Source organism: Bacillus sp. FSL M8-0049 (assembly GCF_038593355.1).
GTDB lineage: Bacteria > Bacillota > Bacilli > Bacillales > Bacillaceae > Bacillus > Bacillus safensis.
The window spans coordinates 343,744-367,329 of the sequence record NZ_CP151986.1 but is presented as its reverse complement, the minus strand read 5'-3'; the positions used below and the strand labels follow the sequence as shown (position 1 = coordinate 367,329).

Annotated in this window: 21 protein-coding genes, 1 pseudogene and 1 riboswitch; of the genes and pseudogenes, 7 read left to right on the top strand and 15 right to left on the bottom strand. The window is 42.8% G+C overall.

All coding sequences use genetic code 11. From position 1 onward, the window contains the following. Positions 1-120 precede the first annotated feature (120 nt). Positions 121-214, bottom strand: a riboswitch (cyclic di-GMP riboswitch). 368 nt (positions 215-582) lie between these two features. From NSU13_RS01935 to NSU13_RS01910, 6 genes are read right to left on the bottom strand one after another with little or no spacing between them, the layout of a single operon-like run. Beyond that, positions 583-1,386 (bottom strand): ABC transporter permease, encoded by an 804-nt coding sequence (locus NSU13_RS01935; protein WP_024424298.1) that lies wholly within the window; start codon positions 1,384-1,386, stop codon positions 583-585. Further along, positions 1,379-2,248 carry an ABC transporter permease gene (locus NSU13_RS01930; RefSeq protein WP_101677036.1) on the bottom strand — a complete coding sequence of 290 codons (870 nt, stop codon included), beginning with the start codon at positions 2,246-2,248 and terminating at the stop codon, positions 1,379-1,381. The genes NSU13_RS01935 and NSU13_RS01930 overlap by 8 nt, the downstream gene beginning before the upstream one ends. Further along, entirely contained in the window at positions 2,248-3,339 is a 1,092-nt protein-coding gene (locus NSU13_RS01925; RefSeq protein ID WP_098677311.1) for an ABC transporter ATP-binding protein, read from the bottom strand. Before NSU13_RS01925 ends, NSU13_RS01930 begins: the two co-directional genes overlap by 1 nt. Before the next feature lie 8 nt (positions 3,340-3,347). After that, entirely contained in the window at positions 3,348-4,433 is a 1,086-nt protein-coding gene (locus tag NSU13_RS01920) for an ABC transporter substrate-binding protein (RefSeq protein WP_070326677.1), read from the bottom strand. Beyond that, positions 4,430-6,418, bottom strand: coding sequence for a hydantoinase B/oxoprolinase family protein (locus NSU13_RS01915; RefSeq protein ID WP_342489794.1), 1,989 nt, complete (start codon positions 6,416-6,418; stop codon positions 4,430-4,432). Before NSU13_RS01915 ends, NSU13_RS01920 begins: the two co-directional genes overlap by 4 nt. Beyond that, positions 6,408-8,477: a hydantoinase/oxoprolinase family protein gene (locus NSU13_RS01910; RefSeq protein WP_342489793.1), complete on the bottom strand. Its 2,070-nt coding sequence runs from the start codon at positions 8,475-8,477 to the stop codon at positions 6,408-6,410. Before NSU13_RS01910 ends, NSU13_RS01915 begins: the two co-directional genes overlap by 11 nt. Positions 8,478-8,844: 367 nt before the next feature. Here NSU13_RS01910 and NSU13_RS01905 point away from each other — a divergent pair, with 367 nt between their 5' ends. The 3 genes from NSU13_RS01905 to NSU13_RS01895 all read left to right on the top strand — a co-directional run bounded on the left by NSU13_RS01905 (position 8,845) and on the right by NSU13_RS01895 (position 11,605). Next, positions 8,845-9,273 (top strand): NucA/NucB deoxyribonuclease domain-containing protein, encoded by a 429-nt coding sequence (locus tag NSU13_RS01905; RefSeq protein WP_024424305.1) that lies wholly within the window; start codon positions 8,845-8,847, stop codon positions 9,271-9,273. A 127-nt stretch (positions 9,274-9,400) separates the two neighbouring features. Continuing rightward, the gene (locus NSU13_RS01900) at positions 9,401-11,098 is read left to right on the top strand and encodes a methyl-accepting chemotaxis protein (RefSeq protein WP_340899379.1); all 1,698 of its coding nucleotides are present in this window, start codon (positions 9,401-9,403) and stop codon (positions 11,096-11,098) included. A gap of 120 nt (positions 11,099-11,218) precedes the next feature. Further along, a complete protein-coding gene (locus tag NSU13_RS01895; protein ID WP_081123966.1) occupies positions 11,219-11,605 on the top strand; it encodes a competence protein ComJ in 387 nt (128 codons plus the stop codon). Position 11,606: 1 nt separating this feature from the next. On the opposite strand, the gene NSU13_RS01890 is transcribed toward NSU13_RS01895, so the two are convergent. Both NSU13_RS01890 and NSU13_RS01885 read right to left on the bottom strand, forming a co-directional pair. Beyond that, positions 11,607-12,413, bottom strand: a complete 807-nt coding sequence (locus NSU13_RS01890; RefSeq protein ID WP_342489792.1) for an AAC(3) family N-acetyltransferase — start codon at positions 12,411-12,413, stop codon at positions 11,607-11,609. Positions 12,414-12,441: 28 nt separating this feature from the next. Further along, positions 12,442-12,858, bottom strand: a complete 417-nt coding sequence (locus tag NSU13_RS01885; RefSeq protein WP_342489791.1) for an Lrp/AsnC family transcriptional regulator — start codon at positions 12,856-12,858, stop codon at positions 12,442-12,444. Between the two features lie 115 nt (positions 12,859-12,973). On the opposite strand from NSU13_RS01885, the pseudogene NSU13_RS01880 reads away from it, so the two are divergent. Next, a pseudogene (locus NSU13_RS01880) lies at positions 12,974-13,737 on the top strand (MBL fold metallo-hydrolase). 43 nt (positions 13,738-13,780) lie between these two features. Here NSU13_RS01880 and NSU13_RS01875 read toward each other — a convergent pair. Further along, complete coding sequence (locus NSU13_RS01875; RefSeq protein WP_024424311.1) at positions 13,781-14,110, bottom strand: YckD family protein; 330 nt, start codon at positions 14,108-14,110, stop codon at positions 13,781-13,783. A gap of 181 nt (positions 14,111-14,291) precedes the next feature. On the opposite strand from NSU13_RS01875, the gene NSU13_RS01870 reads away from it, so the two are divergent. Then, positions 14,292-15,164 carry a transporter substrate-binding domain-containing protein gene (locus tag NSU13_RS01870; RefSeq protein WP_041116601.1) on the top strand — a complete coding sequence of 291 codons (873 nt, stop codon included), beginning with the start codon at positions 14,292-14,294 and terminating at the stop codon, positions 15,162-15,164. Between the two features lie 12 nt (positions 15,165-15,176). Further along, complete coding sequence (locus NSU13_RS01865) at positions 15,177-15,854, top strand: amino acid ABC transporter permease (protein ID WP_034283291.1); 678 nt, start codon at positions 15,177-15,179, stop codon at positions 15,852-15,854. A 41-nt stretch (positions 15,855-15,895) separates the two neighbouring features. Here NSU13_RS01865 and NSU13_RS01860 read toward each other — a convergent pair whose 3' ends face one another. From NSU13_RS01860 to NSU13_RS01840, 5 genes are all read right to left on the bottom strand, one after another. Then, positions 15,896-17,194, bottom strand: coding sequence for an arsenic transporter (locus tag NSU13_RS01860; protein ID WP_034283290.1), 1,299 nt, complete (start codon positions 17,192-17,194; stop codon positions 15,896-15,898). Between the two features lie 132 nt (positions 17,195-17,326). Next, entirely contained in the window at positions 17,327-18,559 is a 1,233-nt protein-coding gene (locus NSU13_RS01855) for a helix-turn-helix domain-containing protein (RefSeq protein WP_342489790.1), read from the bottom strand. A 126-nt stretch (positions 18,560-18,685) separates the two neighbouring features. After that, positions 18,686-20,233 carry an L-glutamate gamma-semialdehyde dehydrogenase gene (pruA, locus tag NSU13_RS01850; RefSeq protein ID WP_024424316.1) on the bottom strand — a complete coding sequence of 516 codons (1,548 nt, stop codon included), beginning with the start codon at positions 20,231-20,233 and terminating at the stop codon, positions 18,686-18,688. Between the two features lie 23 nt (positions 20,234-20,256). Then, on the bottom strand, positions 20,257-21,174 hold the full coding sequence (locus NSU13_RS01845) for a proline dehydrogenase (protein ID WP_070326669.1): 918 nt from the start codon (positions 21,172-21,174) through the stop codon (positions 20,257-20,259). A 160-nt stretch (positions 21,175-21,334) separates the two neighbouring features. Further along, positions 21,335-22,105 (bottom strand): nucleotidyltransferase domain-containing protein, encoded by a 771-nt coding sequence (locus tag NSU13_RS01840; protein ID WP_046313841.1) that lies wholly within the window; start codon positions 22,103-22,105, stop codon positions 21,335-21,337. 92 nt (positions 22,106-22,197) lie between these two features. Here NSU13_RS01840 and NSU13_RS01835 point away from each other — a divergent pair, with 92 nt between their 5' ends. Then, on the top strand, positions 22,198-22,512 hold the full coding sequence (locus NSU13_RS01835; protein ID WP_342489789.1) for a hypothetical protein: 315 nt from the start codon (positions 22,198-22,200) through the stop codon (positions 22,510-22,512). Between the two features lie 35 nt (positions 22,513-22,547). Here the strand turns inward: NSU13_RS01835 and NSU13_RS01830 are convergent, their stop codons facing one another. Further along, entirely contained in the window at positions 22,548-23,504 is a 957-nt protein-coding gene (locus NSU13_RS01830; RefSeq protein WP_342489788.1) for an acetylxylan esterase, read from the bottom strand. Positions 23,505-23,586 lie beyond the last annotated feature (82 nt).

Here is a 23,586-nt window from a genome sequence, read left to right as displayed (position 1 = left end):
TTCTCCACCAATTTCACCCTGCACCCTCTATATCAAAAGAACCAAGTCTATTTCATTAAAATAGACGGTTTAACAGAAAAGGAGTCCACCCCGAATAAAACGGAGGGACTCCCATTTTCATTCGGTAGCCTGCCGACCTTAGCAAAAAAAGAATCATTTACCTTAGGACATGGCTTTGCGTCTCTATGTTTCCATAGATTTGCCTTTTTCTTCTTTTCTTTTAGATATTTTCTATTTACGTCCACTTTATATGAAAATATTGTTTTTTTCACCGAAAAATGGGTGTAAAGATTCATGCGTCATACCGAAGGGATCCTGTGAGAATTGACGATATTTACCGAAAATAACTAATAATAGTTGCGTTCAACCGAAAATAATCGACTAAATACCGCAAAAATTTCATATTTTCCCTTAAATTTTGAAAATATGACCGAAAATGTAGGATAGAGGTCTCCTTGCGTTCCCCGCAAATTCTTAAATCTTAAGAACTATATTCCCTAAAAAAATGAATTTTTTTTACTGTAAAAACAACAAAAAAAGAGCTGTCATTTCAAATGACAACTCCTTGTTTCTTCATTATATTTACATCACCTTAGACAGACCAATCGTTTTCTCAATAATGAGCAGCGCAATGATAGAAATGATAATAAATATGACAGATATCGCATTGACACTCGGATCAAAGGTCTGCTCAATGTAATTAAAGGTCCTGACGGGGATTGTAATGGTTTGAGGAGAGGAAACGAACAAACTGATCGATATTTCCCCAAATGACGTCACAGCTGAAAACACCCCTCCTGCAATGATTCCCGGCTTAATCAAAGGCAATGTGACTCGAAAAAACGTGCGAATGGGTCCTGCGCCAAGATTCATTGAAGCCAGCTCAAGCCGCGGATCTAAATTCGAAACACTCACGCCTACCGTTCGAACCACATAGGGAAAACCAATGATGACGTGACCAATGACGAGCGCCCACAAAGACCCTGTAAAGCCCATAGCCGTAAACAAGTAAAGCATCGCAATCCCTAACACCACCTGAGGAATCATGAGAGGTGACAGAATGAAAGCTTGGACAGCCTCCTTTCCCTTAAAGGAAAGCCTTGCTAAAGCATACGAAGCCATTGTCCCTAAAAGAACCGTGAGAGGCGTCACGATGAACAGCAGAATCACACTGATCCGAAGAGATTCCATCCATTCTGGATTTGACACGACCTCATGAAACCAGCGAACAGAGAACGAAGTCGGTGGAAATTCAGGAAAGGCATTTGGACTAAAAGCAGATAGGACGATCACAAGAACAGGTATGGTTAAAAAAAGATAAACCAATGACCCAGCAGTCCAAATCAGGATGGAAAGCAAGCGGTCACCTATTGACTTTTTACGCATGCATCCTCGCCTCCCAACGTTTCAATAAATAGCTTAATAGACTGACTACCACAAGCACACAAACCAATAATGTAAAGGACATAGCCGCAGCAAGAGGCAGATTATACACCTGCATGACCTGCTGATAAATTGACAACGGCAGCAGCGGCTGCATCCGTCCGCCGACTAACAGCGGAGTGATATAACTTCCTGCTGCCAGTGAGAAGACGATGATCGCGCCAGTCACCATGCCTGGAATGGTCAGTGGTAAGGTGACATGAAAAAAGGTTCGAATCCGGCCAGCTCCAAGACTCATAGAAGCCGGTCTTAAGTGACGATCCATATCGGTTAAGCTTGTTGCGATCGGCAGTACTGCAAATGGCAGCATGACTTGGACATAGGCAATAATGACCGCATTCATATTCCACAGCATCGAGAGCGGCTTCTCTATCACCTGTAAATCTAGTAACATGCCATTGATCAGACCATTTTGCGAAAGAAGAACAATCCATGCAAATGTCCGAATCACAACACTTGTCAAAAGCGGCGACACAAGTAGGATATAGAAAAATGCCCGCAGACGCGGATTAGGTGCTTTGACGAGCACGTATGCTGCGGGGTATGCCATCAATAAACAAATCACCGTTGTCTGCAAAGCCACCCACACAGTACTTCCAATCGCCTTTACATATGCATCTGTCGTGAACACATGAATATATTGAGAAAAGCTATACGTTTGTAATGTATTCATCATCGAATCGACATCGCGAAAACTGAGAACGAGCATCATCACCAGAGGAGCTAGTAAAAATACTATAAGAAACAAACAGGCTGGCAGCAGCATAAACCAATGAAATCGTTGATTCTTTTTCTTGATTCGCATCACGTATGCACCTTCGAATCTAAGAAAACGATATCTTCAGGCTGCCAATGGATATGGACGGTTTCTCCAACTTCAGGCAGCTCGGGAAATGCCGCATCAGAAGCATGGACAATAATTTCACCATGATCAAGTCCCACAACCAAACGTAATGAATGCCCAATATAACTCACATCTGACAGCACGCCTGATACATGGTTCGGCTTTACTTCCTCCCGCTCAGAAGAGATGCTGATTCTTTCAGGACGCAGCATAAGCAGTTGCTTCTCCCTCTTCTCTTGATGTTCCGCAGCCTGCAGCTGAAGATGCTGACCGTTTGAATGGGTTACATGCGGAACTGTAAATGCCGCATCAGCTTCATTGTACACAGCCTCAAAGATGTTCACCTGTCCGATGAATTCAGCTACAAATCGATTGTTTGGCTGGCGGTACACCTCTAAAGGCGTCCCAATCTGCTGAATTCTTCCCTCTCCTAAAATTCCAACCCGATCAGAAAGACTTAAGGCTTCCTCTTGATCATGTGTCACAAGAATGGTTGTAATCCCGACATTCCTTTGAATATTTCGCAGCTCTGTCTGCATGTTTTTTCTTAGTTTGGCATCTAGGTTGCTGAGCGGTTCATCAAGAAGGAGAACAGATGGCTGAATCGCCAGCGCTCTTGCAATCGCTACCCGCTGCTGTTGACCACCGCTTAATTGGTGGGGCATCCGTTTCGCAAATGCCTCTAATTGAACAAGAGACAAGCTTTCCATCACCTTCTCTTTGATTTCCGCCTTCTTTTTCTTTTGAACCTTTAGCCCGTACGCCACATTATCAAATACAGTCAGATGCGGAAAAAGTGCATAGCTTTGAAAGACCATACCTGTTTTTCTTTGGTAAGGCGGCAAAGCTGTCACATCCTGATCACCAATATAGACGACACCTTTTGTTGGTTCTAAAAAACCGCCAATGATGTTTAATAACGTTGATTTTCCGCAGCCGCTAGGACCAAGAAGGGAGAAAAACTCTCCCTCATTCACCGTAAGACTGACATCGTTGAGAGCAATTTGCTCACCGAAGTGCTGACTGATGTGTTCTAAATGAATTCCACTCATGCGATCACCTATTTTCCTCCGCCTAATACTTCGTTCCATCGATTTGTCCAATTGCCAAGCTCAGAGGTCGCTGTTTCATAATCTACCCAAGTCAGCTTGCTGTAATAATTTTCTCCAACTTTCACTTTCCCCTTAATCTTGTCATTGTATTTCACATCAGAATTCGACATGCCATAATAAGATTTTTCCGAGAATGCCTCCTGAGCTTCTTTTCCGCTCAAGTAGTTTAATAGTTTGTACGCCGCTTCTTCGTGCTGATTTCCCTTCGTTAAAGCCCAGCTCGCAACAGCTGCAACAGCGCCTTCTTTCGGATATGAGAAACCAATATCCATTCCTTCTTCTTCAAGTGCAAATACTCGCCCGTCCCAATATGGAACAGCCGCGACATCCCCACGTTCTAACAAAGTTTGAATCGATCCTGGGTTATCTGGAAAAGCAGCTACATGACCTTTTAACTGCGCGAGACTTTTAAATGCTTTATCAATATCCTTAGGATTTGATTCTGTCCCCCCTTGCGCATGAACAAGTGCAGAGAAAAATTGCAAACCGGCTGAATAAGTCGGAGATGAAATGGCTACCTTCCCTTTCAGCTGACTGCTCCATAGGTCAGTCCAGCTGTTTGGTTCCTGCTTGACGAGGTCTTTTCTATAAGCAATTCCAAGCTGCCCCATACTAAAGCCTGCTGCATATTGTTTTCCATTAACAGTAAGCTTCTTTTGGACAGAACGGTAAAGCTTTTTGACATTCGGCGCTTGATCTTCATCGATAGGCGCAAGAACGTTTGCTGCGATACCTCTTTGAATCGTATCGGGCTGTAAGATTAGTAAGTCATATGGTGGATTTTTTCCATTTGACGCTTTTAATTTTGTAAACCATTCAGAATCCGCCCCAGAGACGGTTTGCACTTTAATTCCTGTATCTTTTTCAAACTTTTCGAGGATTGGTTTGATATTCTTTTCCCAATCGCCTCCATATACGCCAACAATCACAGTCTGCTGCTGTTTGCCTTGATCCTTTCCATTTCCACCACAAGCAGCCAGCAGTACAACGATTGATAGGATACCTGCAAAAATAGCAATTAATCTTCTATTCATGATTTATTTCCCCCTTTTTGTCCATTCAATTGACAAAGTGCTTGAGTAATATCTTCCTTTGTTAACGGCTCATTTCTATGACTGAAATGTTGATGAACTGCATGTTTATAGTGCGTACGTTCATTAGCCGGATAGGAACGAAGCTGAACGGCCAGCGCACTGCTGGCTTCGTCCGTCCATACTTTCTCATAAGCTGCTCTTTGTTCTCCGAAATCCCACACGTCAGTAGATGCAGAAACATCAACCTTTTCTCGCACCCTGCTCGTCTGCTCCTCATCAATCTTCCATTTATTTTGGTCTAAATACACTTTCACACCATATTGCTGCAGCGCTCTCTCTTCACTTAATAGACCTGCTTCCACTTCCTGAAGGACTTTTTCTTTCTTTCGGGCAAATGGATTCCCCCAGCCGCCTCCACTTGGTGAAATCAATTGAACGATATCGCCTTTTTCAAGTCGCAGAACATCTATTTTGGGCTGGTCTTGTTTCTCACCATTAGTCTTGATCAGCTTGACCTCACCAACCGATCCTGCTCGGCCGCCCATTAATCCCCAAGGCTGAAACTTCATCCGTTCCATTCCTCGTGCTGTCACCATTGATTCAGGCTTTATCATTTCAAATTCCAAACCAATCGCATGTCCGCCTCGATTTTCACCAGCTCCACCTGTATTCGGCAGAAGTTCATATCGGTGAACATGAATATCAATATGCTGTTCCAAACTCTCAATTGGGGTATTCTTCAAAAAGCCTGACGAATGGTCAATACCGTCCACTCCATCAGTACCATTTTGAGCACCGCCGCCTCCGCCTAATGGTTCGACAACGGACATTTTCCTGCCACCCGTTTGATCATCAGGTACTGAGAGAACCACAATGGCAGATTGACCTGCACCTGCTGCCGGCACCGCTTCAGGTAACAGCTTACCAATGGCGCCTAGCACGACATTGTACAGCCTCATCGTAATCGAATGACGAATCCCGACAGAAGCCGGGTATTCTGGATGCACCAGCGTTCCTTTAGGAGAGATCACGTCAATTGGATACGTTATTCCACCATTAATCGGTATAAAAGGATCCTTACTAATGATGTAATTAATCAATCCTTGATAAAGAAAGGAATGCTTCTGACCATTGGTAACGAGGTTAAAGGCTGTTTTTACTTGCGGATCACACTCAGAAAAATCGAGCGTCAGCCGTTTCCCTTTGATCGTTAGCTTGATTTTCAACCGAATAGGGACGTCTGAGATCATATCATCATCTAAATAATCAGCAAATTCACTCGTCCCATCCGGTATAGCTTCAATGACCTTTCCAGCACGATCCTCGGCTTGCTTCAGCAAGTCTATCATTCCTTGTTTCACTTCGTATTTTCCAAATTTCTCAATCATTTCTTTTAACCGAATATCTGCTGTATTAACTGCTGCAATCATCGCATTAATATCACCATCATTTAGATGACTAGCGCGGCTGTTCGCTCTTAAAAAGGTACGTACGACCTGATTCTCTTTCCCGCCTTCATAAATTTTCACTGGCGGAATTCTTAATCCTTCTTGATGAACATCCGTTGCTGTCGGTGAAATACTCGAAGGCACAAGCCCACCCACATCACTGACATGAACAAAAGACCAAGCATAGCTTACGATTTCACCATCTACAAAAATCGGCTTAATGATATGGACATCTGGAAGGTGAGTCGCCAAACCGTCTGTCGTATAAGGATCATTAGTGATGATAATGTCTCCTGGCTGCATCGGCCCGCTTTCTTCAATCGCTTTTTTTAGACTCAGCCCTAAAAAGATCGTCACACCTACTGTCTTCGGATAAACAAAGAAATCTCCAGATGGCGTGGCTAATGCTGTCGCAAAGTCAGCAGATTCTTTAACGAAGGTCGTAAATGACGTCCGTTCAATAACATGCCCCATACCTGATGCAATCGCATTAAAATAACTGCGCATCATCTCAAGCTTTGCTGGGTCAGTTCTCATGTAAAGCCGCCTCCTTTGAAATCACTAAGTTACCTGATGGACCAATGCTGCCTGCCCAGTTTGGCAAAATTAATGTTGTTGTATCATCCTGCTCAATAACGGCAGGCCCATTTACAATAGAACCTACTGACAGAGTATCCCGGTTATAAACCGATGCTTCGTATTCTTTTTCTTCAATAAAAATTCGTCTATATTCATATGGTTTCAAAGACTGTCCGCTGCTTTCATGAACAGGTGAAAAAGGCAGCGGAGGCGTCTCGCCTATGACTCGAACGCGTAAATGAGTAAATTCGATTTTTGCCTGATCATCCCTATGACCATATTGACGCTGATGCAATTTGTGAAAGGCTTCAATGAGTTGGTGGATATTTTGTTCCTGCTTTAGCCAATCAATCGATAATGGCAGTTCAATCTCAAATGCCTGTCCCTGATAACGTGCGTCTGCTAATAATAGAATGGATGTCTGATTGATATGCTGAATATTTTGCTGGCTGACCCAATCAGTCGCTTTTCGCGACAGCTTCTCATAATCTTGTTTTAGTTGGTTGATCGAATAGTCTTGTAAGCATATTTTCTTCGACAGCACCGCATCATGAATAAAGTCAGCAGTCAGAGCACCTAACGCACATAATGTACCCGGACTTGGAGGAACAACCACATTTTTCGCATGAATTTCTCTCGCAAGGAAATTCGCCACAACCGGCCCTGCTCCGCCAAACGCCAGCAAACTAAAATCTCTAGGGTCAAACCCTTGCTGCTCCATCACATTGCTTAATTCTGTGTACATATTGGCTACGGCTACTTGAATGAGCTGGTCAGCCGCTTCTTCAACCGTTTTGTTGAGCTGATCAGCAATTGGCTGAAAAGCCTTTTTCGCCGCAGACAACTGTAATTGTAAATGTCCTCCGGCAAAACGTTCTTGGTTGAGGTAACCGCATATGAGAAACGCATCAGTTAAAGCTGCTTTTTCTCCCTTTCCATACGAAGCTGGTCCCGGGTTTGAGCCAACTGATTCTGGCCCCGCTTTTAGAAGTCCGCCCTGATCAATCCATGCTACCGAACCTCCTCCTGCTCCTATTGAATACATCGCAACAGATGGAAGAATAATTGGGAAGCCTGAAAGCTGATTCGATTGCGCCATTGTAGGCTTTCCATTTTGAATAATCGAGATATCTGCACTCGTCCCCCCAACATCAAAAGTGATCAGGTTGGGTTCACTAGATGATGCTGCAATTCTAGCCGCACCGATGACACCGGCTGCCGGACCAGAAAAGAGAGTCTTCACAGGCGAGGTTGCCGCACTTTCTGCATCCATTAAACCACCATTTGATTGTGTAATGTATGGAGAAATTGGTACACCTTCTTCCTTCAAACGACTTTTCAGTGTTTGCAAATACTGTTTCACCTTTGGTTGAATGTACAAATTAACAACAGACATCACTGTACGCTCGTATTCCCTCATTTGAGGCCATAATTCAGATGAGGTAAGGACTTCTAACTGTGGATAATGATGATTGATATAGGCTTTTGCCTGTAATTCATGAACTGGGTTTTGATAACTATGTAAAAAAGAAATGACGATACCTGCTAGATTTTTAGATATAACATGCTGGACTGCATCATCTAACTGCTGCAGATGGAGAGGGTTTTTGATCGTACCATCGTGTATCAACCTTTCAGAGATTGGATATACATGCTTCCGAGGTATCAATGGTTCTGGCAAACGAGAATTGAAGTCATAAGGAATGGGTAGTCGTAAACGTTGAAGTGACAATATATCTTGAAATCCTTCTGTCACAAAAAGGGCTAAACCTGCTCCTTTTCGCTGCAATAATGTATTAAGACCAATTGTCATTCCGTGAACGAGGTATTGAATGTTGGATAAATCAACACCTCTTTTTTTTAGAAGATTTAACCCATTGATAATTCCTTGGGCTGGGTCATCAGTCACTGTGGGTGTCTTGAGTTCAGTCAGCTCCCCTGTTGCTTCATTTATCAACGATAAATCAGTAAATGTTCCGCCTATGTCTATTCCGAGCCGGTATGAGACATCCGCCATTTGTACTTCCCTCCTACAATGTAATTAGAATCATATTTTGATAAATTACGACATTTTTTGATATTTGACTCCATATTATTAAAGCAGATCGGTCTAGTCAATTTTATTTTTTTGAAATTTCTGTGTGTTAAATTCTTGAAATTAGCTCAAAAAGCAGTGATAAAGCCATTTTGAATGAGCATATTCGTTTTATGATCTACAAAATTAAAATTTTTATGAATTTCTACAAAAATGAAAAGCATGAAATCTTGTAAAATCTGTTTTTTGAATTTTAAAAGGCGTTTTTTCAAAACCAGGGGAAATTGGTAAGTAATTCTGCTATACTTCTGTTTACAAAATACGCAAACAAGAAAGAGAGCCAGCACCTATGAAACTTCTTAAAATGATTCTCTTGCTTTTATTGATTGTTATTGGTGTAGCAACAGGCTATATCCAGCTGGAGCAAGGGAAACAAGAGACAGCGAATTCATCTTATGACAAAACGATTCATTTTCCATCAGACCGCTATCCCGAAACAGCCAAGCACATAGAAGAAGCCATTGATGAAGGTCATTCGTCCATTTGTACAATTGACCGTAAACATAGTGATGAGCAGAGGGATCGATCATTACATGGCGTTCCAACAAAGCGCGGGTATGATCGTGACGAATGGCCAATGGCGATGTGCAAAGAAGGAGGCACAGGAGCTTCTGTCAAATATGTACGCCCTTCTGATAATAGAGGCGCAGGCTCGTGGGTAAGTCATCAATTATCGGATGATCCAGACGGCACAAGAATCCAATTTATCATCGATTAGCAGCCTTTCCCTTTTCTATATTAAAAAAATTTTCACATGACTGCATGCAGGTATTTTAAACACTTTTTTCATGCCGATAATCCTTAAGGAGGGATACCCTACCTTATACCTAAAGGAGTTAAAAAGCATGAAGAAAAAGGGAAAACTGAGGCTCGGTGCCAAAATTTTGCTGATCTTTTTAAGTGTCCTCATCATCTTTTCCGCAGTTGTTGGTTATGTGGTGAATCGCGAGATGACAGAAAACATCAAGCAAATGGCAACTGAAAAAGCAAAAGGTGATTTAAAACTAGGCTACGCCTACCTGAATGGAAAAGTAGAAGGCTCGTGGCAGATTAAAGAGGATAAGCTATTCAAAGGAAATACGCAAATCAATGATCATGACACATTAGTTGACCAATTAGCCGAATATACCGGTGATACCATCACGATTTTTCAAGGAAATACCCGCGTTGCTACGAATGTCATGTTAAACGGGAAACGAGCTGTAGGTACAGAAGTCTCTCCTGAAGTGAAGACCACTGTTTTAGATAAAGGAGAAAACTATTACGGCACAGCAAATGTTGCCGGGAAAGACTATCAAACGGCTTATATGCCGATCAAAAATGAAGCAGGCGAAACAATTGGTATTTTTTATACTGGCGCCAATCAAAGCATGATTTCACAAATGCTTCAGTCATTCTATATACAATTTGTCATCGTCCTTTTGTTAAGTCTGATCGTTTCGGTCATCATTATTTCTATTTTCACTAAGCGGATTCAGGCACGTCTCAAGCATATGGCTTCTGCCATTAAGAGTGCAGGCGAAGGTGATTTAACCATCAATGTGACGGATACTGCTGGTGATGAATTGTCTGATCTGGCTGGCCATTTCAATAAGATGCGTGAAAAACTAAATCAAACCATTCTAAATGTCATGAACACGTCTGAATTAGTGGCCACATCCTCTGAGCAGCTGTCAGCTAGCGCAGAAGAAACGAGTGCAGCATCAGAAAAAATCACCTACACGATTCAAGAAGTGGCACAATCTTCAGAAGAACAGTCCGCTCAAATGACAGCTAGTGAGCACAAAATGATTCAAGTATCAAACGAGCTGGCAAACATCACTGAAAATGCAGGACAAATGGCTTCAAGAAGTCACTCCGCACAAGAAGTGGCCCAAAAAGGTGTACACAATATCGGTGAAGTTCATTCACAAATGACGTCTATTGCCAAATCAATTGAAGAAAATGGTACAGCGATTCAAGCATTGGAAACACGTTCAGCTGAAATCGATCATATTTCCAAAGTCATTACAGATATCGCCAGCCAGACAAACCTGCTAGCTCTTAATGCAGCAATTGAAGCAGCACGGGCAGGTGAGCACGGAAAAGGATTTGCTGTTGTCGCAGACGAAGTGAGAAAGCTCGCAGAAGAATCTCAAGCATCATCAAACATGATTTCCCATCTCATTTCTGAAATACAAAAAGAGATGACTCATTCGACGAATGCCATCAAACGAGTAAGAGAGGAAGCGGCTCAAGGGGCTGTCCTTATCTCTCATACAGAGGAATCATTTCATGATATCCAGCAGTCGATGAGAGAAATGGCGAATGGCATTAAACATTTATCAAGTGCATCACAAAAAATCGCAGCTTATACAAACGATGCGAAACAGTCTTTTGCGTCTATTACAGAAGGCGTGAAACGAACGAGTGAACATTCACAGCAAGTAGCCGGTTTAACAGAAGAGCAATTTGCTGCAATGGAAGAAGTAACAGCTTCATCAGAAGCGCTTGCCCATTTAGCAGGAGATTTAAAAGCAATGGTCTCGCAATTTCACATCTAGATCCCACACCAAATAGCGCAAGACGGCGACAATCGTCTTGCTGCCTAACTTTCTCCTCAAGAATCACTCTTTCAACCATTCACGTTCCAACAAAAATTCTTAAATAAAGGAGTTTTTTATATGAATCACTTAAATCAAGCCTATTCCCTATCTATCTCCTACCACCAAATCACGGTATACACCGGAAGCGAAACACCACCTGTTATTGATTGGACAGATGAGGACATTCTTCAAGGATTTGCAACAGGAGATCAAGGAGTTTCCTTTGAAGGAATCAATAATGGAAAGGCGTCTATTGTTGTGACATTAAATAGCGATGAGCCCCAAGTCTCGGTTGATAGAGCCATAACAGTTCCCTTTACGCTTACAAATGATCAAGTTTATATCACAAGCGTCATGGCCCATGTGCTGTCTTTCTCCATTCCAAAAGGAAACTATCAGCTTACCTGCTACACCTCACAGCAGCCTGATCAAGACGTTTATTATGTAAATTTCCAAACAGTGTAGATTACGACTGATCGTATAGATCAAGCCACTTTTCCGCATAGTCTACCGATTCTCTCATGGGCAGTAAATATGAACTGGCAAGTCCAACTTGATTGTGCTGATGGATGCCTCCTGATTGCAGAAAATCACGGCCAATCTGTTCAAATAGTTCTTCTCTTGTGATGATATCTTGGTACTCTTTCCATACCCTCCATCCATTCTCTAAAAGAGGGGCTCCTCTTGTCATGAGGTCCTGCTGAGGAATTCGGTATTCAGCTAGATGAAAAGCTGTCATGCTCTCAAATGATGCACCAAGCAGCAGCACTTGAGCATGAAGATCATACATGCGGCCAAGAGGCGAATGCTCTCCTAATCCAAAGGAAAGCGCATGGTGTTTCAGAATTTCATGTTTTCTTTTCCCCCAGGCTGTGAATGAAAAATTGGGATGATTGCTTCTCGCCACACCTGGGTATTTCCAAAATGTTTCTGCCACCTTTCCCATTGCTGCTGGCGTCGTGTAAGCTGGATCAAATGCAGGCATTGTTTCTTTGATCGATTTCCACCATGAGTAAGGAACAGGCGGATCGATCCAATCGGCGGGATCAGAAAGCTCTAACGTTTGTGCCGGCATAATCAGTGTCCCCTCTTCTGTTAAGGTTTCCATCAATGCTTGTATGACGGCTACAGCGCCTCCGTTTACCCAGCCGATTGATGATAAAGATGAGTGAACACATAAAATCATGCCCTTTTTCACACCAAGTTGAACCAAGTCTGCTTTGATTCTTTCCTTTGTCATCGGTTCAGCTTGATTTTCGATTAATTTTTGCATCGTTCCTTTTCCTCCTGCGTCTCTTCTATTACTGATGAATGAGACGTTTAACCGCAATAGACAGTTTGTAATTTGCGTAATTTGTCAGCTCCGTTAAAAATTGATCAAGTTCATCATGACTGGAGAAATGTCCTTCAGCCATATAACAGCTCTCACCACTTATCTTGAACAAATTCTTGATTTCTTCCTTTTCATAAAGAAACGACAGAAGTGGTTCATGTTGATGACTACGGGTATAGAGCTGCAAAAAGGTTTGAATCGTCTTTTGTGTCTGCCAATCAATTGAAATGGTATATGCTTCAATCACGCCTTCTTCTTCTAGCTTTAACACCCGATTTGCAACAGCTTGGCCGGTTAAATGAACTTTTTCACCTAGAGCTTTCATCGTTAATCGGCTGTTCTTTGATAGTTCTTTTAAAATATTCATATCTGTTTGGTCTAGCATTGGCTCACCTCTTTCAAAAATCAAGCCCTTCCGATGAAAGACTTTCATGATCCTCTGTCACATAGAACTCTTTTAATATACTGTAAACTTAATGAGAAAAAAAGGAGGCCTTTTTATGAAAATTACACTCATTCGCAATGCTACTTTATACCTTCACTATGGTCATTCAACTTTTTTAATCGATCCCTTTTTAGCAGCAAAAGGAACATATCCACCGTTCCCTCATACAGCCAATCAACATTTGAACAATCCTATTGTGGAGCTTCCTGTAAATATAGATTTAGACAGTCTGTTACACCCAGATGCTGTCTTACTCACTCATTTACATGTGGACCACTTTGACGACGAGGCCAAAAGAAAATTAGCTCAAGATGGGCCAATTTATACTCAATCGGAGAAGGATCGAAAAGAAGTTGAAGAAGCTGGATTTCAGCATGTCACATGCATTGAAGATGAAATGGACATTTGCGGCGTTCATATTAAACGTACAGGCGGACAGCATGGGACGGGAGAAACGGCGAAGCGGATGGGTCAGGTGAGCGGTTTTGTTTTCTCTCACCCTGATGAACCTACCCTTTATATTGCAGGTGATACCGTTTGGTGTGATGAACCGAAAGAGGTTGTGAATACATGCAAGCCAGACTCATTGTGGTCAATAGCGGGGCTGCTCAATTTTTAGAAGGCGATCCGATTACAATGACCAAGGAAGAGATTCTAGACGTTCACCGTTCTCAGCCAAAAGCTCAAATTGTCGCCTGTCATCTTGAAGCTGTGAATCATTGCTTGTTGACAAGAGCTGCTTTAGAGGCTTACATTCAAGAGCATCATGCAGATCAAGCCATTTCTGTCCCTCAAGATGGGGAAAGTCTCACCTTCTGATCAACAATAAAAAACCGGCACTTCGCTGCCGGTTTCATCATTATCATGGGCGATGGTGCTGTGGTTTTTTCAGCAATGGAACAAATCCGTTCTTTTTCAAATGAGTGTAATGCTCATCCATTCGTTTCGTGATGTGTGTGCCTTGTTCCTTTGTTAACACGCCGTACTGTACATATTTCTCAATGACTTCTTTTCGCTTAGAAAGAATTTGCTGCTCAAGGATTTCAATTTGTTTTTGTTGTTCTGCTGTTAATTTCACTTGATGTGTCACCGGGCGCTTTTCCATTTGAGGTGTTTCTCCATGAGCCGTTTCTATATGAAAACCAAATAACAGCATCATCGACAAGATGATCAAACTACTTATTTTTTTCATCATTGTTGTTCCCTCCTTTATTCGCCTTTATTTTGCGCTCACTTTCCTTTTTTATACATTATATCAACACGCAAATTGCTTATAATATTCTTACTTTTTCACTTTTCTTCTGAAAACGTTGTCCTTACAGAAAAAGCGTGCTATGTTTTGTTTTGTATAAAAAATAGAGGAGGATTCTTAAATGAGTCGTTTTTATCATAAAAAACCTATATGGATCATGCTTGTTGTATCTGCTTTCATCCTTATCATGTCTGCTTGCAGTCAATCAGGCTCATCTCAATCTGGGGACACAAAGTGGGATGAGATTAAAAAGAAAGGGAAAATCGTGGTTGCAACTTCAGGCACCCTTTATCCAACTTCTTATCATGATACTTCTAATGGCAAGGATCAATTAACTGGCTATGAAGTAGAAGTCGTCAAAGAAGCGTTTAAACGTCTTGATGTGAAAGTGGAATTTAAAGAAATGGGCTATGATGGGATGCTGAGCGCCATTAATTCTGGTCAAGTGGATGCTGCTGCAAATGATATCGACATCACAGATGACAGAAAAGACAAGTTTGCCTTTTCTACCCCTTATAAATATTCCTACGGAACGGCTATCGTACGAAAAGATGATTTATCTGGCATTAAAACTTTAAAAGATTTAAAAGGAAAGAAAGCAGCAGGGGCTGCCACAACGATTTACATGGATGTTGCTCGTAAGTACGGTGCAAAGGAAGTCATTTATGATAATGCGACAAACGAGCAATACTTAAAGGATGTTGCAAACGGCCGTACTGATGTCATTCTAAATGATTATTACTTGCAGACACTGGCTCTTGCTGCATTTCCTAAATTAAATATTACGATTCACCCTGACTTGAAGTACATGCCGAATGAACAAGGTTTTGTTATGAAGAAGGACAACAAAGAGCTTCAAAAAGAATTGAATCGTGTATTAGGCGACATGAAAAAAGACGGAACAATGAAAAAGATTTCTGAGAAATTCTTTAATCATGCAGACGTCTCTAAGAAAATTGATGCTGATGTCGAAGATGTCGACATTTCCAAATAAGGAGCCGCAATCGTGGGAGATATTCATTTAGAATATATATTTAATCCTGCACTGGCAAAGGCGTCATTTCCATTTGTTATGAAAGGCATCTGGCTGACGCTGCTCATTTCCTTTGTGAGCATGTTTTTTGGTACCATTCTTGGCTTTTTTATCGCTCTTGCCAGAATGGCGAATTCTTGGATTCTTCGGCTGCCTGCACGGCTGTATATCTCATTCATGCGAGGCGTGCCCATTCTAGTGATTTTGTTTATTCTCTATTTTGGGTTCCCCTATATCGGCATTGAATTCACAGCGGTCACTGCTGCCATTATTGGGTTCAGCTTTAATAGTGCTGCCTATATTGCAGAAATTAACCGGGCAGCCCTCTCCTCTGTTCCAAGTGGACAGGTGGAAGCCGCTAAATCATTAGGTCTCAGCTATTGGCAAACGATGCGTGGTGTCATTTTGCCTCAATCCGTCCGCATCGCCCTGCCGCCATTGACCAATGTCATGCTCGATTTGATCAAAGCTTCCTCACTGGCAGCAATGATTACTGTACCAGAGCTCTTCCAGCAAGCAAAAATTGTAGGCGGACGAGAATTCGATTATATGACCATGTATATTTTGGTCGCACTCATTTACTGGGGTATTTGCAGTGTCGTCTCATTGCTTCAGGACTTTTTAGAAAAACGCTATGCGAAATATCTGTAGCAAAAAAAGAGCAGATCCATGAGATCTGCTCTTTTTTCTTTTTAATGAATGAGCCATAACCATACATATAACCCGAGTAAAGTGAGAATCAAGGTTGGAATGGTCAGGATGATTCCGGCTTTCATGTACGCTCCCCAAGAGATATGGACGCCTTTTTTCTTTAAGACATGAAGCCACAGCAATGTCGCCAATGAGCCAATTGGGGTCATTTTCGGTCCAAGGTTGGAGCCGATGACATTGGCATAAATCAGTCCGTCTCTCATGACACCTGCTGTATCTGTATGTCCAATCGCAATCGCATCAATTAAAACGGTCGGCAGATTGTTCATCACAGAGGACAGCACTGCGGCAAGCACGCCCATAAACATCGTTCCTGCAAGCAAGCCATGTGAAGCCCCTTGCTGGATCCATGCCGCCAATATTTCTGTAAGACCGACATTTTTCAGTCCATATACGACGACATACATGCCGATCGAGAAAAACACAATGGACCACGGCGCTTCTTTGATCACCCGCTTTGTCGCCACTTGCGGACTTCTTCTCGCCAGCCACAAGAAAGCAAGGGCAATCCCGCCTACGATGATGGACACTGGAATACCGATCAGCTCCCCCGCAAAATAACCAACAAGCAGACAGCCGAGCACATACCAAGACAAACGGAACATACGGATATCTCGAATAGCTGATGCCGGTTCCTTTGCCTGAGACAGATCGTAGGTTTTTGGAATAAGCTTTCGGTAAAACACATACAGAACCAGCATGCTCGCTCCAAGCGACACAAGGTTTGGCACGAACATATTCGCTGTATATTCTAGAAAACCAATATGAAAATAGTCGGCTGATACGATATTGACCAGGTTACTAATGACAAATGGCAAAGAAGTTGTATCTGCAATAAAGCCGCTTGCCATCACAAAAGGAAGCACCATGCGCTCATCCAGCTTCAACGCTCTCACCACAGATAAAACAATTGGGGTCAAAATCAGTGCCGCTCCATCGTTGGCAAAAAAAGCAGCCACAACAGCGCCTAGCAATGTTAAATAAATAAACATGCGGACACCGTTGCCTCTTGCGGCTTTTGCCATATGCAGTGCAGCCCATTCAAAAAAGCCGATCTCATCTAAAATTAACGATATGATAATAATGCCAATAAAGGCAAAGGTAGCGTTCCATACAATTTGCGTGACTTCCCACACATCGCCCAGATGAACGACACCAAAGGCAAGTGCAAGAATGGCGCCTCCACATGCTGACCATCCTATGGTGACACGTCCTGGCTGCCAAATGACAAGGACGAGGGTCATGATGAAAATCAAAATGGCTAAGGTGACTGATCCCAAAAGTGGCCCCCCTTTCACTTTTCTCATAAAATCTTTATCTATCATACAACGAAATGCACCCGTTGTATGCCATTTTCGCATGTCACATGAAAATCCGCAGGTGATCCCGTGGACCTGCGGATTCCATCATCATTATTGATCTTTTTTCATCAGCATCAATTCAATAAATAACTCACACCGCTGGCTAAAATGACTTAAGTCGATCGAGGTCATGTCAAAAATTTGTTTCATTCGATAGTTTAATGTATTTTGATGAATAAACAACTGCTCCGCTGCTGGCTTTAGCTTGCAGTTATTCAATAAGTAGACTTCCAGCGTTTTTAAAAACGAGGTTTGACTCTCGCGGTCTTTTTCCTTCAAGCGTAACAAATCTGGATTGAAGTCGTTTTTCTTTTTTTGATGGCTGTAAATGGAATCTAAAAACCGGAAGACCCCTAAATTCTCATAATCATATGGAATGAGTTCTTGTCCTCCGACAATTTTTACTGCCTTGACGACCTCTATCGCTTCAAATCGGCTTGTACTCATTTTCATGACATCACGATACTCTCTTCCCATCCCAATATACAAAGGGGAAGGATGTGCATGCATTTTTGATTGCAGATGTGCGATGACATCAGCGGCAGTCGCTTTCGGTGAGTGCCGGTCTGACAGGCTGCCTAATATGACGACGATATCTGCTTGAACCGAATAGACGTGATTCACCTTATCCTCTAGCTGCAAATACGTTCGAATGACATCCTTCACATCTTCTGCCGTCTCACTTTTGTTATCGGCAGCGTGCACGACCATGACGGTAAATACGGCTGGCAGTGGAATGCTTAAGTTCTCAGCCTCCCATTTCAGCTCTTCTTCTGTATAAAAATGATCATCCATGACCTTTTTGAAAAACTCTTCAATCTTGCCTTCCTTTTTCTCAAGCTGTTTCTTATTCTTATAAATCACTTTTCCAACCTGAAAGGAAGCTTCGTGTAAAAATTGCAGCTCCTCCTGAGAGAGGGAGTCCTCAATGTCCTGCACCCAAATAAAGCCTACTACCTCTTGTTTATGCTTGGCGCTCACAGCCACCCGCTGATTAAATCCGAGCTCGTCATGGCCGCTCACATAAAAAGGCTTTGACTCCTTGTGAAGCCGCTCAATTACCCCTGTTTTCTTTAACCAATCGACCACAGATCCTGGACATTCCTTGGAGAAAATCGTTTGCTGATTGACTGGGTCAAACTGCTGAATGCTGTAAGAATTATAAGCAAGGAGCTGACACTCTGTGCTTTCTAAAATGACTGGTTTTTTTAAATATCCGCTAATAAATGCAATTAATTTATCGACATCAAAAAATGTATGAAGCTTTTCTAATATCTCTTCCATCCCGATTGCTCCCTGATTAAGTGATACATTTATCATACTTCTTTCCAGTCAGATTTGTATAGAAACAAGTCGCAAGCAGGCAAAAAAAGCATGAACCCGTCAGTGCAGGTTCATGCTTTTTCCATATTAAAACATTTCACTAATCGTTTTTGCCTGCATGTGCAGAGCTAGGTAATCTGGACCGCCTGCTTTTGAATCCGTTCCTGACATTTTGAAGCCGCCGAATGGGTGGTAACCAACGATGGCACCTGTGCAGTTACGGTTAAAGTAAAGGTTCCCTACATGGAACTCCTGCTTCGCACGGTTGATGTGATCACGATTATTCGTAATGACAGCACCTGTTAAACCGTATTCTGTGTTGTTGGCTACCTCAAGTGCCTCATCAAAGCTAGAGACTTTCGAGAAAGCCAAGACTGGTCCAAAGATTTCTTCTTGCATTAAACGGGAAGTTGGCTCAAGATCTGCAAAAATGGTCGGGTGGATAAAGTATCCTTCCGAATCATCACTCGTTCCGCCAGTGACTAAGCGGCCTTCCTGTTTGCCAACCTCGATATAATCCGTGATCTTGTCAAAGGACGCTTGATCAATGACAGGTCCCATGTAAACATCCGCAGAAAGTGGATTGGCTGTTGTTTTCGTTTCTGTGATTTCCTTCACTCGCTCAACCACTTGGTCATACAGCTTCTCGTGAACGACAGCCCGAGATCCAGCTGAACATTTCTGACCTGAAAACCCGAAGGCTGATGTGAAAATGGCATTAGCCGCTAATTCAACATCTGCATCCTCATCAACAACCACTGTATCCTTACCGCCCATTTCAGCAATGACACGTTTTAAATGCTGCTGACCTGGCTGCACTTTTGCCGCGCGTTCAAAGATACGTGTCCCTACTTCTCTTGATCCAGTGAATGTAATCAGGCTTGTTTTCGGATGATCTACTAAGTAATCCCCGACCTCTGCTCCGCTTCCTGGTACAAAGTTGACAACACCCTTTGGAAGACCGGCTTGCTCAAGCTCCTCCACAAAACGGGCTGCAATGACAGGCGTCGCACTCGCTGGTTTTAAAACAACTGTATTCCCAGTGACGATTGGCGCTACTGTTGTTCCTGCCATGATCGCAAACAAGAAGTTCCACGGCGGAATCACGAGCGTCACGCCAGTTGGTGTGTAAACATATTGATTGCGTTCCCCTTCGCGGCTGTTCACTGGTTTGCCTTTCGCCAGCTCCAGCATTTGACGGGCATAATATTCTAGGAAGTCAATCGCTTCTGCTGTATCTGCATCCGCTTCATTCCAAGGCTTACCTGCTTCTTTGACAAGAAGGGCTGAATACTCATGCTTTTTACGGCGAATGCTTGCCGCAGCTCTGAATAATACGCCAGCTCTTTCTTCTGGAGACGTGTAGCGCCATGTTTCGAATGCTTTCGCTGCTGCTTGAACCGCTTGTTCTGCCTCTTCCTTCCCGGCCTTCGATACGGTTCCAACCACTTCATCCTTTTTCGCTGGATTGATCGAAACAATCTTGTCTTTCGTTTCAATTCTTTCTCCATTGATCACGAGCGGATAGGTTTGACCAAGTGATTCTGTTACTTTAGCTAATGCTTGTTCAAACGCTTTGCGGTTTTCTTCCTGGCTAAAATCCGTGAATGGTTCATGTTTGTAAGGTGTTGTCATTTTTGTCACGCTCCCGTTTCAAATTATTTTCTCGTCATCCCTTTTAGAGCAAAGGCAATGTTTGCCGGCCGTTCTGCAAGACGTCTCATGTAGTAGCCATACCACTCTCGTCCATACGGAGTATAGACTCTCATTTGATAGCCTTCTTTCACAAGTGCCTGCTGCGTTTCTGATCTCATGCCGTACAGCATTTGAAATTCGAACTGACTTGTCTGTATACTGTGTTTTTTCACAATATTTTTCGTGAACTCAATTATTCGATCGTCATGTGTCGCAATGGCTGTATAGTTTCCTGAGAGCAATTGCTTTTCGATCAGCTTTTGATAATTCTGATCGACGTCTTTTTTGTTTGGATACGCCACTTCGGCAGATTCCTTATAGGCACCCTTTACAAGTCTTAAAAATGGCTTCAGCTTATTTAGGTCATCAAGATCCTTTTCTGTTCTGTACAAATACGCCTGCAAGACCGTACTGACATACTCATATTGAGATTTCATCTCTTTAAAAATGTCCAGCGTTTTTTGACAGCGCTGTTCATCCTCCATATCGATTGTCACCATGATACGGTGCTTCTCTGCCGTATCTAAAATACGTTTCATATTGCGATACACAAGGTCGTCGTCAATATCCAGGCCAAGTGATGTCATTTTGAGTGACACGTGGGAATTGAGTCCCGCCTCTGCAATCCGCTGAATGGTTTGAATACACTCAGTCGTCCGTTCATTGGCAATCTCTGCCTTTGTGACAAACTCACCAAGGTGATCAACTGTCACGGCCATTCCTTGGTCATTTAATCGTTTGATGACAGGGATGGCACTCTCAAAGTCCTTCCCTCCGATGATTTTCTTAGATGCAACAGCACTTCCCCAATTACGAGCAATATGGTTCAAGAGACTGCTCTTTGACAAAAACAAGAAGAAATTTCTTGTGACCGACTCCATAAAGGGCACCTCCCACTCTTTGTAAGCTATGTCTTTATTGTAAAGCTCATAAGCTGTCCGCTCAATATTTGAAGATGACAAAAATTCTGACTTTTTTTGTGGTTTTATCACAATAAGAGATAAAAAAGAGCCTGCCGCGATCCGGCTGGCTCTTCCCTGCTTACGCCCACACCTCATCAAGGGTAGACTGCAGCAGCTCATTTAATTCTTGCATCAGGTTGTCTTTCGGCTGATTGTAGCTTTTCACCAATTCATCAAATCGCGCGAGCTCTTTGTCGATAAATGGATGGACATAAGCGAGGCGGTTCTCTACATCCATTTCTTCTCCGTCCATTTTACGTTTGAGCAGCTCATGGATTTCCGCTAAAAGCGGACCTTCCTCCACTAGTTCTTCGAGCAGTTTATGAAAGTCCATCGGCGGAACCGTCCTGTATCGTTCAATCCACTGACAGGCAAGCAGCGGACGAAGCACATAGAAATACTTCTTGATTCGCACCTGCTCTCCTCGTAAATGCCGGCTTTCATTCCGCTTCGCCATATTGAGGTAATGATACATCAATGCGGCAGGATAAAACGCTCGATCCTTTAATTCTCTTAGCTGCTTTGCCAAAGAGAAGGATTCAGCATAGATGATGTCAGACGACAGCCATTCCATGATGGACGGATTCGATTTATTGAATAAGCGAAGTGCCTTTCTAAGCTCCCAGCCGCTGATATCAAGCACATCATCAATCGGCCGTTCAATGACATCACGATGTTCTTCCATTGCCCAATACCATTCTTTTCGAGGAACATATAAAAAACGAACATCGTAATCACTATCAGTCGAGGGGAATCCCCATGCTCTGCTGCCTGATTCGACCGCGAGGCAAATTTTCACGTCATACGTTTCTTCGATGATTTTCAGCTCTTCCTTGATTCTCTCTCTCATCATCCATCAACTCTTTCTATAGAAATCTGCATGACTTCTTCACGTTTTGGTAAAATACGAATAAGACATATATGAAAAAGGAGTTGGATCTCATGTCTATATCTCGCATCATGAAATGGATCACCGGAATTTTTGAAGCCTGTCTTGCCGTCCCTGTCATCGGAGGACTATTTATTATTAGCAATGGCTATTCACCGCTCATGGTCATGCTTATTCTGCATATTATCACACTCGTCTTATCGAAGCGAGACCAAGGACCAATGATTGGCAGCATCATTGGGATTATCACATCCTGCCTCGCCTGGATTCCGATACTTGGATTCATCCTGCATATCATCACAGCTCTTGCCCTTATTATCACCGCGTTAGTACCTGATGAAAAAACGAGACAAAATACGAGCTATTAAAAAAGAGGCCCTCATAGAGCGGCCTCTTTGTTCTTTTATTTGAGCAAGTGCTTTTGTAAGAAGGAGAGCTTCTCTGTTTGAAAAGCCGGGATAAACTCGTGTCCAAAATAGCGGTATACCTTAAGGTCTTTATCTGTTTCTAAATGGTTGTATGCCGCAAACACAGTAGATGGCGGGGTAATTTTGTCAATCAGACCGATCGCCATCAATGTTGGCTGTTTGACCCATCCAGCTAAATTGATTAAGTCAAAATAGCTTAATGTCGCAAATGCCTTTTCTTCCACTTCCGGGTCACTATTTCTCCGAAAGTACGAATTGATTTCTAAATAAGGCTGCTCCAATGCCGCATCCACTGCACGCTCAAAGTTTGATAAATAAGGGTAATCTGCCGCGACGACCTTCGGAATATCTGAAAGGGCTGCAGCTGCTACCGCTAATGCGCCTCCCTGGCTTCCGCCAATTACGCCGATCCGGTGTTTATCCACTTCAGGGAAGGACTGAATAACTTCGAGTGCACGAACCGCATCTAAATAAACACCGCGATAATAGTAGGTCTCTTTTGATAAAATGCCTTTTGTCATCCACCCCAAAGCGTGACCGCCTGGTGTCACTGTCTGATCTTCACTGCCGCCTTGACCGCGGACGAGCATACCAAATGTGGCATAGCCGTGGAGCGCCCAGTTGACGATGTCGTGAATGCCGCCGTCATAGCTGGCATTATAGCCATGAAAACGAACGAGCGCTGGATGCGGGCCAGTTTGATCAGGTACAGCATAAAAGCCTTCAATTTTAGAATGTCCAAAGCTTTGATACGTCAGGTGGTACACCCTGACGCCTTTCACTGGATAGTCATACGGTTCAAGTATTGGCTTTGCCTCCACTTGGCGCAGTTCTTCGAGTGATTTCTTCCAAAAATCTGAGAAATCAGGGCGTGCTGTTTTCTTTGGTTTATATTTTTTTAGCTCTTCAAGTGGTAAATCGTACAATTGCATATCCGAGTATCCCCCTTTGTTTATTCATTATATGTATCATAACACCGATTTCTTGAGTGAGAAAGCCATTTAACAAAACCTT

Bases quoted from the DNA above. Each gene is read 5' to 3' on its own strand.
- NSU13_RS01935 (WP_024424298.1), bottom strand. From the start codon at position 1,386: ATGCGTAAAAAGTCAATAGGTGACCGCTTGCTTTCCATCCTGATTTGG.
- NSU13_RS01930 (WP_101677036.1), bottom strand. From the start codon at position 2,248: ATGCGAATCAAGAAAAAGAATCAACGATTTCATTGGTTTATGCTGCTG.
- NSU13_RS01925 (WP_098677311.1), bottom strand. From the start codon at position 3,339: ATGAGTGGAATTCATTTAGAACACATCAGTCAGCACTTCGGTGAGCAA.
- NSU13_RS01920 (WP_070326677.1), bottom strand. From the start codon at position 4,433: ATGAATAGAAGATTAATTGCTATTTTTGCAGGTATCCTATCAATCGTT.
- NSU13_RS01915 (WP_342489794.1), bottom strand. From the start codon at position 6,418: ATGAGAACTGACCCAGCAAAGCTTGAGATGATGCGCAGTTATTTTAAT.
- NSU13_RS01910 (WP_342489793.1), bottom strand. From the start codon at position 8,477: ATGGCGGATGTCTCATACCGGCTCGGAATAGACATAGGCGGAACATTT.
- NSU13_RS01905 (WP_024424305.1), top strand. From the start codon at position 8,845: ATGAAACTTCTTAAAATGATTCTCTTGCTTTTATTGATTGTTATTGGT.
- NSU13_RS01900 (WP_340899379.1), top strand. From the start codon at position 9,401: ATGAAGAAAAAGGGAAAACTGAGGCTCGGTGCCAAAATTTTGCTGATC.
- NSU13_RS01895 (WP_081123966.1), top strand. From the start codon at position 11,219: ATGAATCACTTAAATCAAGCCTATTCCCTATCTATCTCCTACCACCAA.
- NSU13_RS01890 (WP_342489792.1), bottom strand. From the start codon at position 12,413: ATGCAAAAATTAATCGAAAATCAAGCTGAACCGATGACAAAGGAAAGA.
- NSU13_RS01885 (WP_342489791.1), bottom strand. From the start codon at position 12,858: ATGCTAGACCAAACAGATATGAATATTTTAAAAGAACTATCAAAGAAC.
- NSU13_RS01875 (WP_024424311.1), bottom strand. From the start codon at position 14,110: ATGAAAAAAATAAGTAGTTTGATCATCTTGTCGATGATGCTGTTATTT.
- NSU13_RS01870 (WP_041116601.1), top strand. From the start codon at position 14,292: ATGAGTCGTTTTTATCATAAAAAACCTATATGGATCATGCTTGTTGTA.
- NSU13_RS01855 (WP_342489790.1), bottom strand. From the start codon at position 18,559: ATGGAAGAGATATTAGAAAAGCTTCATACATTTTTTGATGTCGATAAA.
- pruA (WP_024424316.1), bottom strand. From the start codon at position 20,233: ATGACAACACCTTACAAACATGAACCATTCACGGATTTTAGCCAGGAA.
- NSU13_RS01845 (WP_070326669.1), bottom strand. From the start codon at position 21,174: ATGGAGTCGGTCACAAGAAATTTCTTCTTGTTTTTGTCAAAGAGCAGT.
- NSU13_RS01840 (WP_046313841.1), bottom strand. From the start codon at position 22,105: ATGAGAGAGAGAATCAAGGAAGAGCTGAAAATCATCGAAGAAACGTAT.
- NSU13_RS01835 (WP_342489789.1), top strand. From the start codon at position 22,198: ATGTCTATATCTCGCATCATGAAATGGATCACCGGAATTTTTGAAGCC.
- NSU13_RS01830 (WP_342489788.1), bottom strand. From the start codon at position 23,504: ATGCAATTGTACGATTTACCACTTGAAGAGCTAAAAAAATATAAACCA.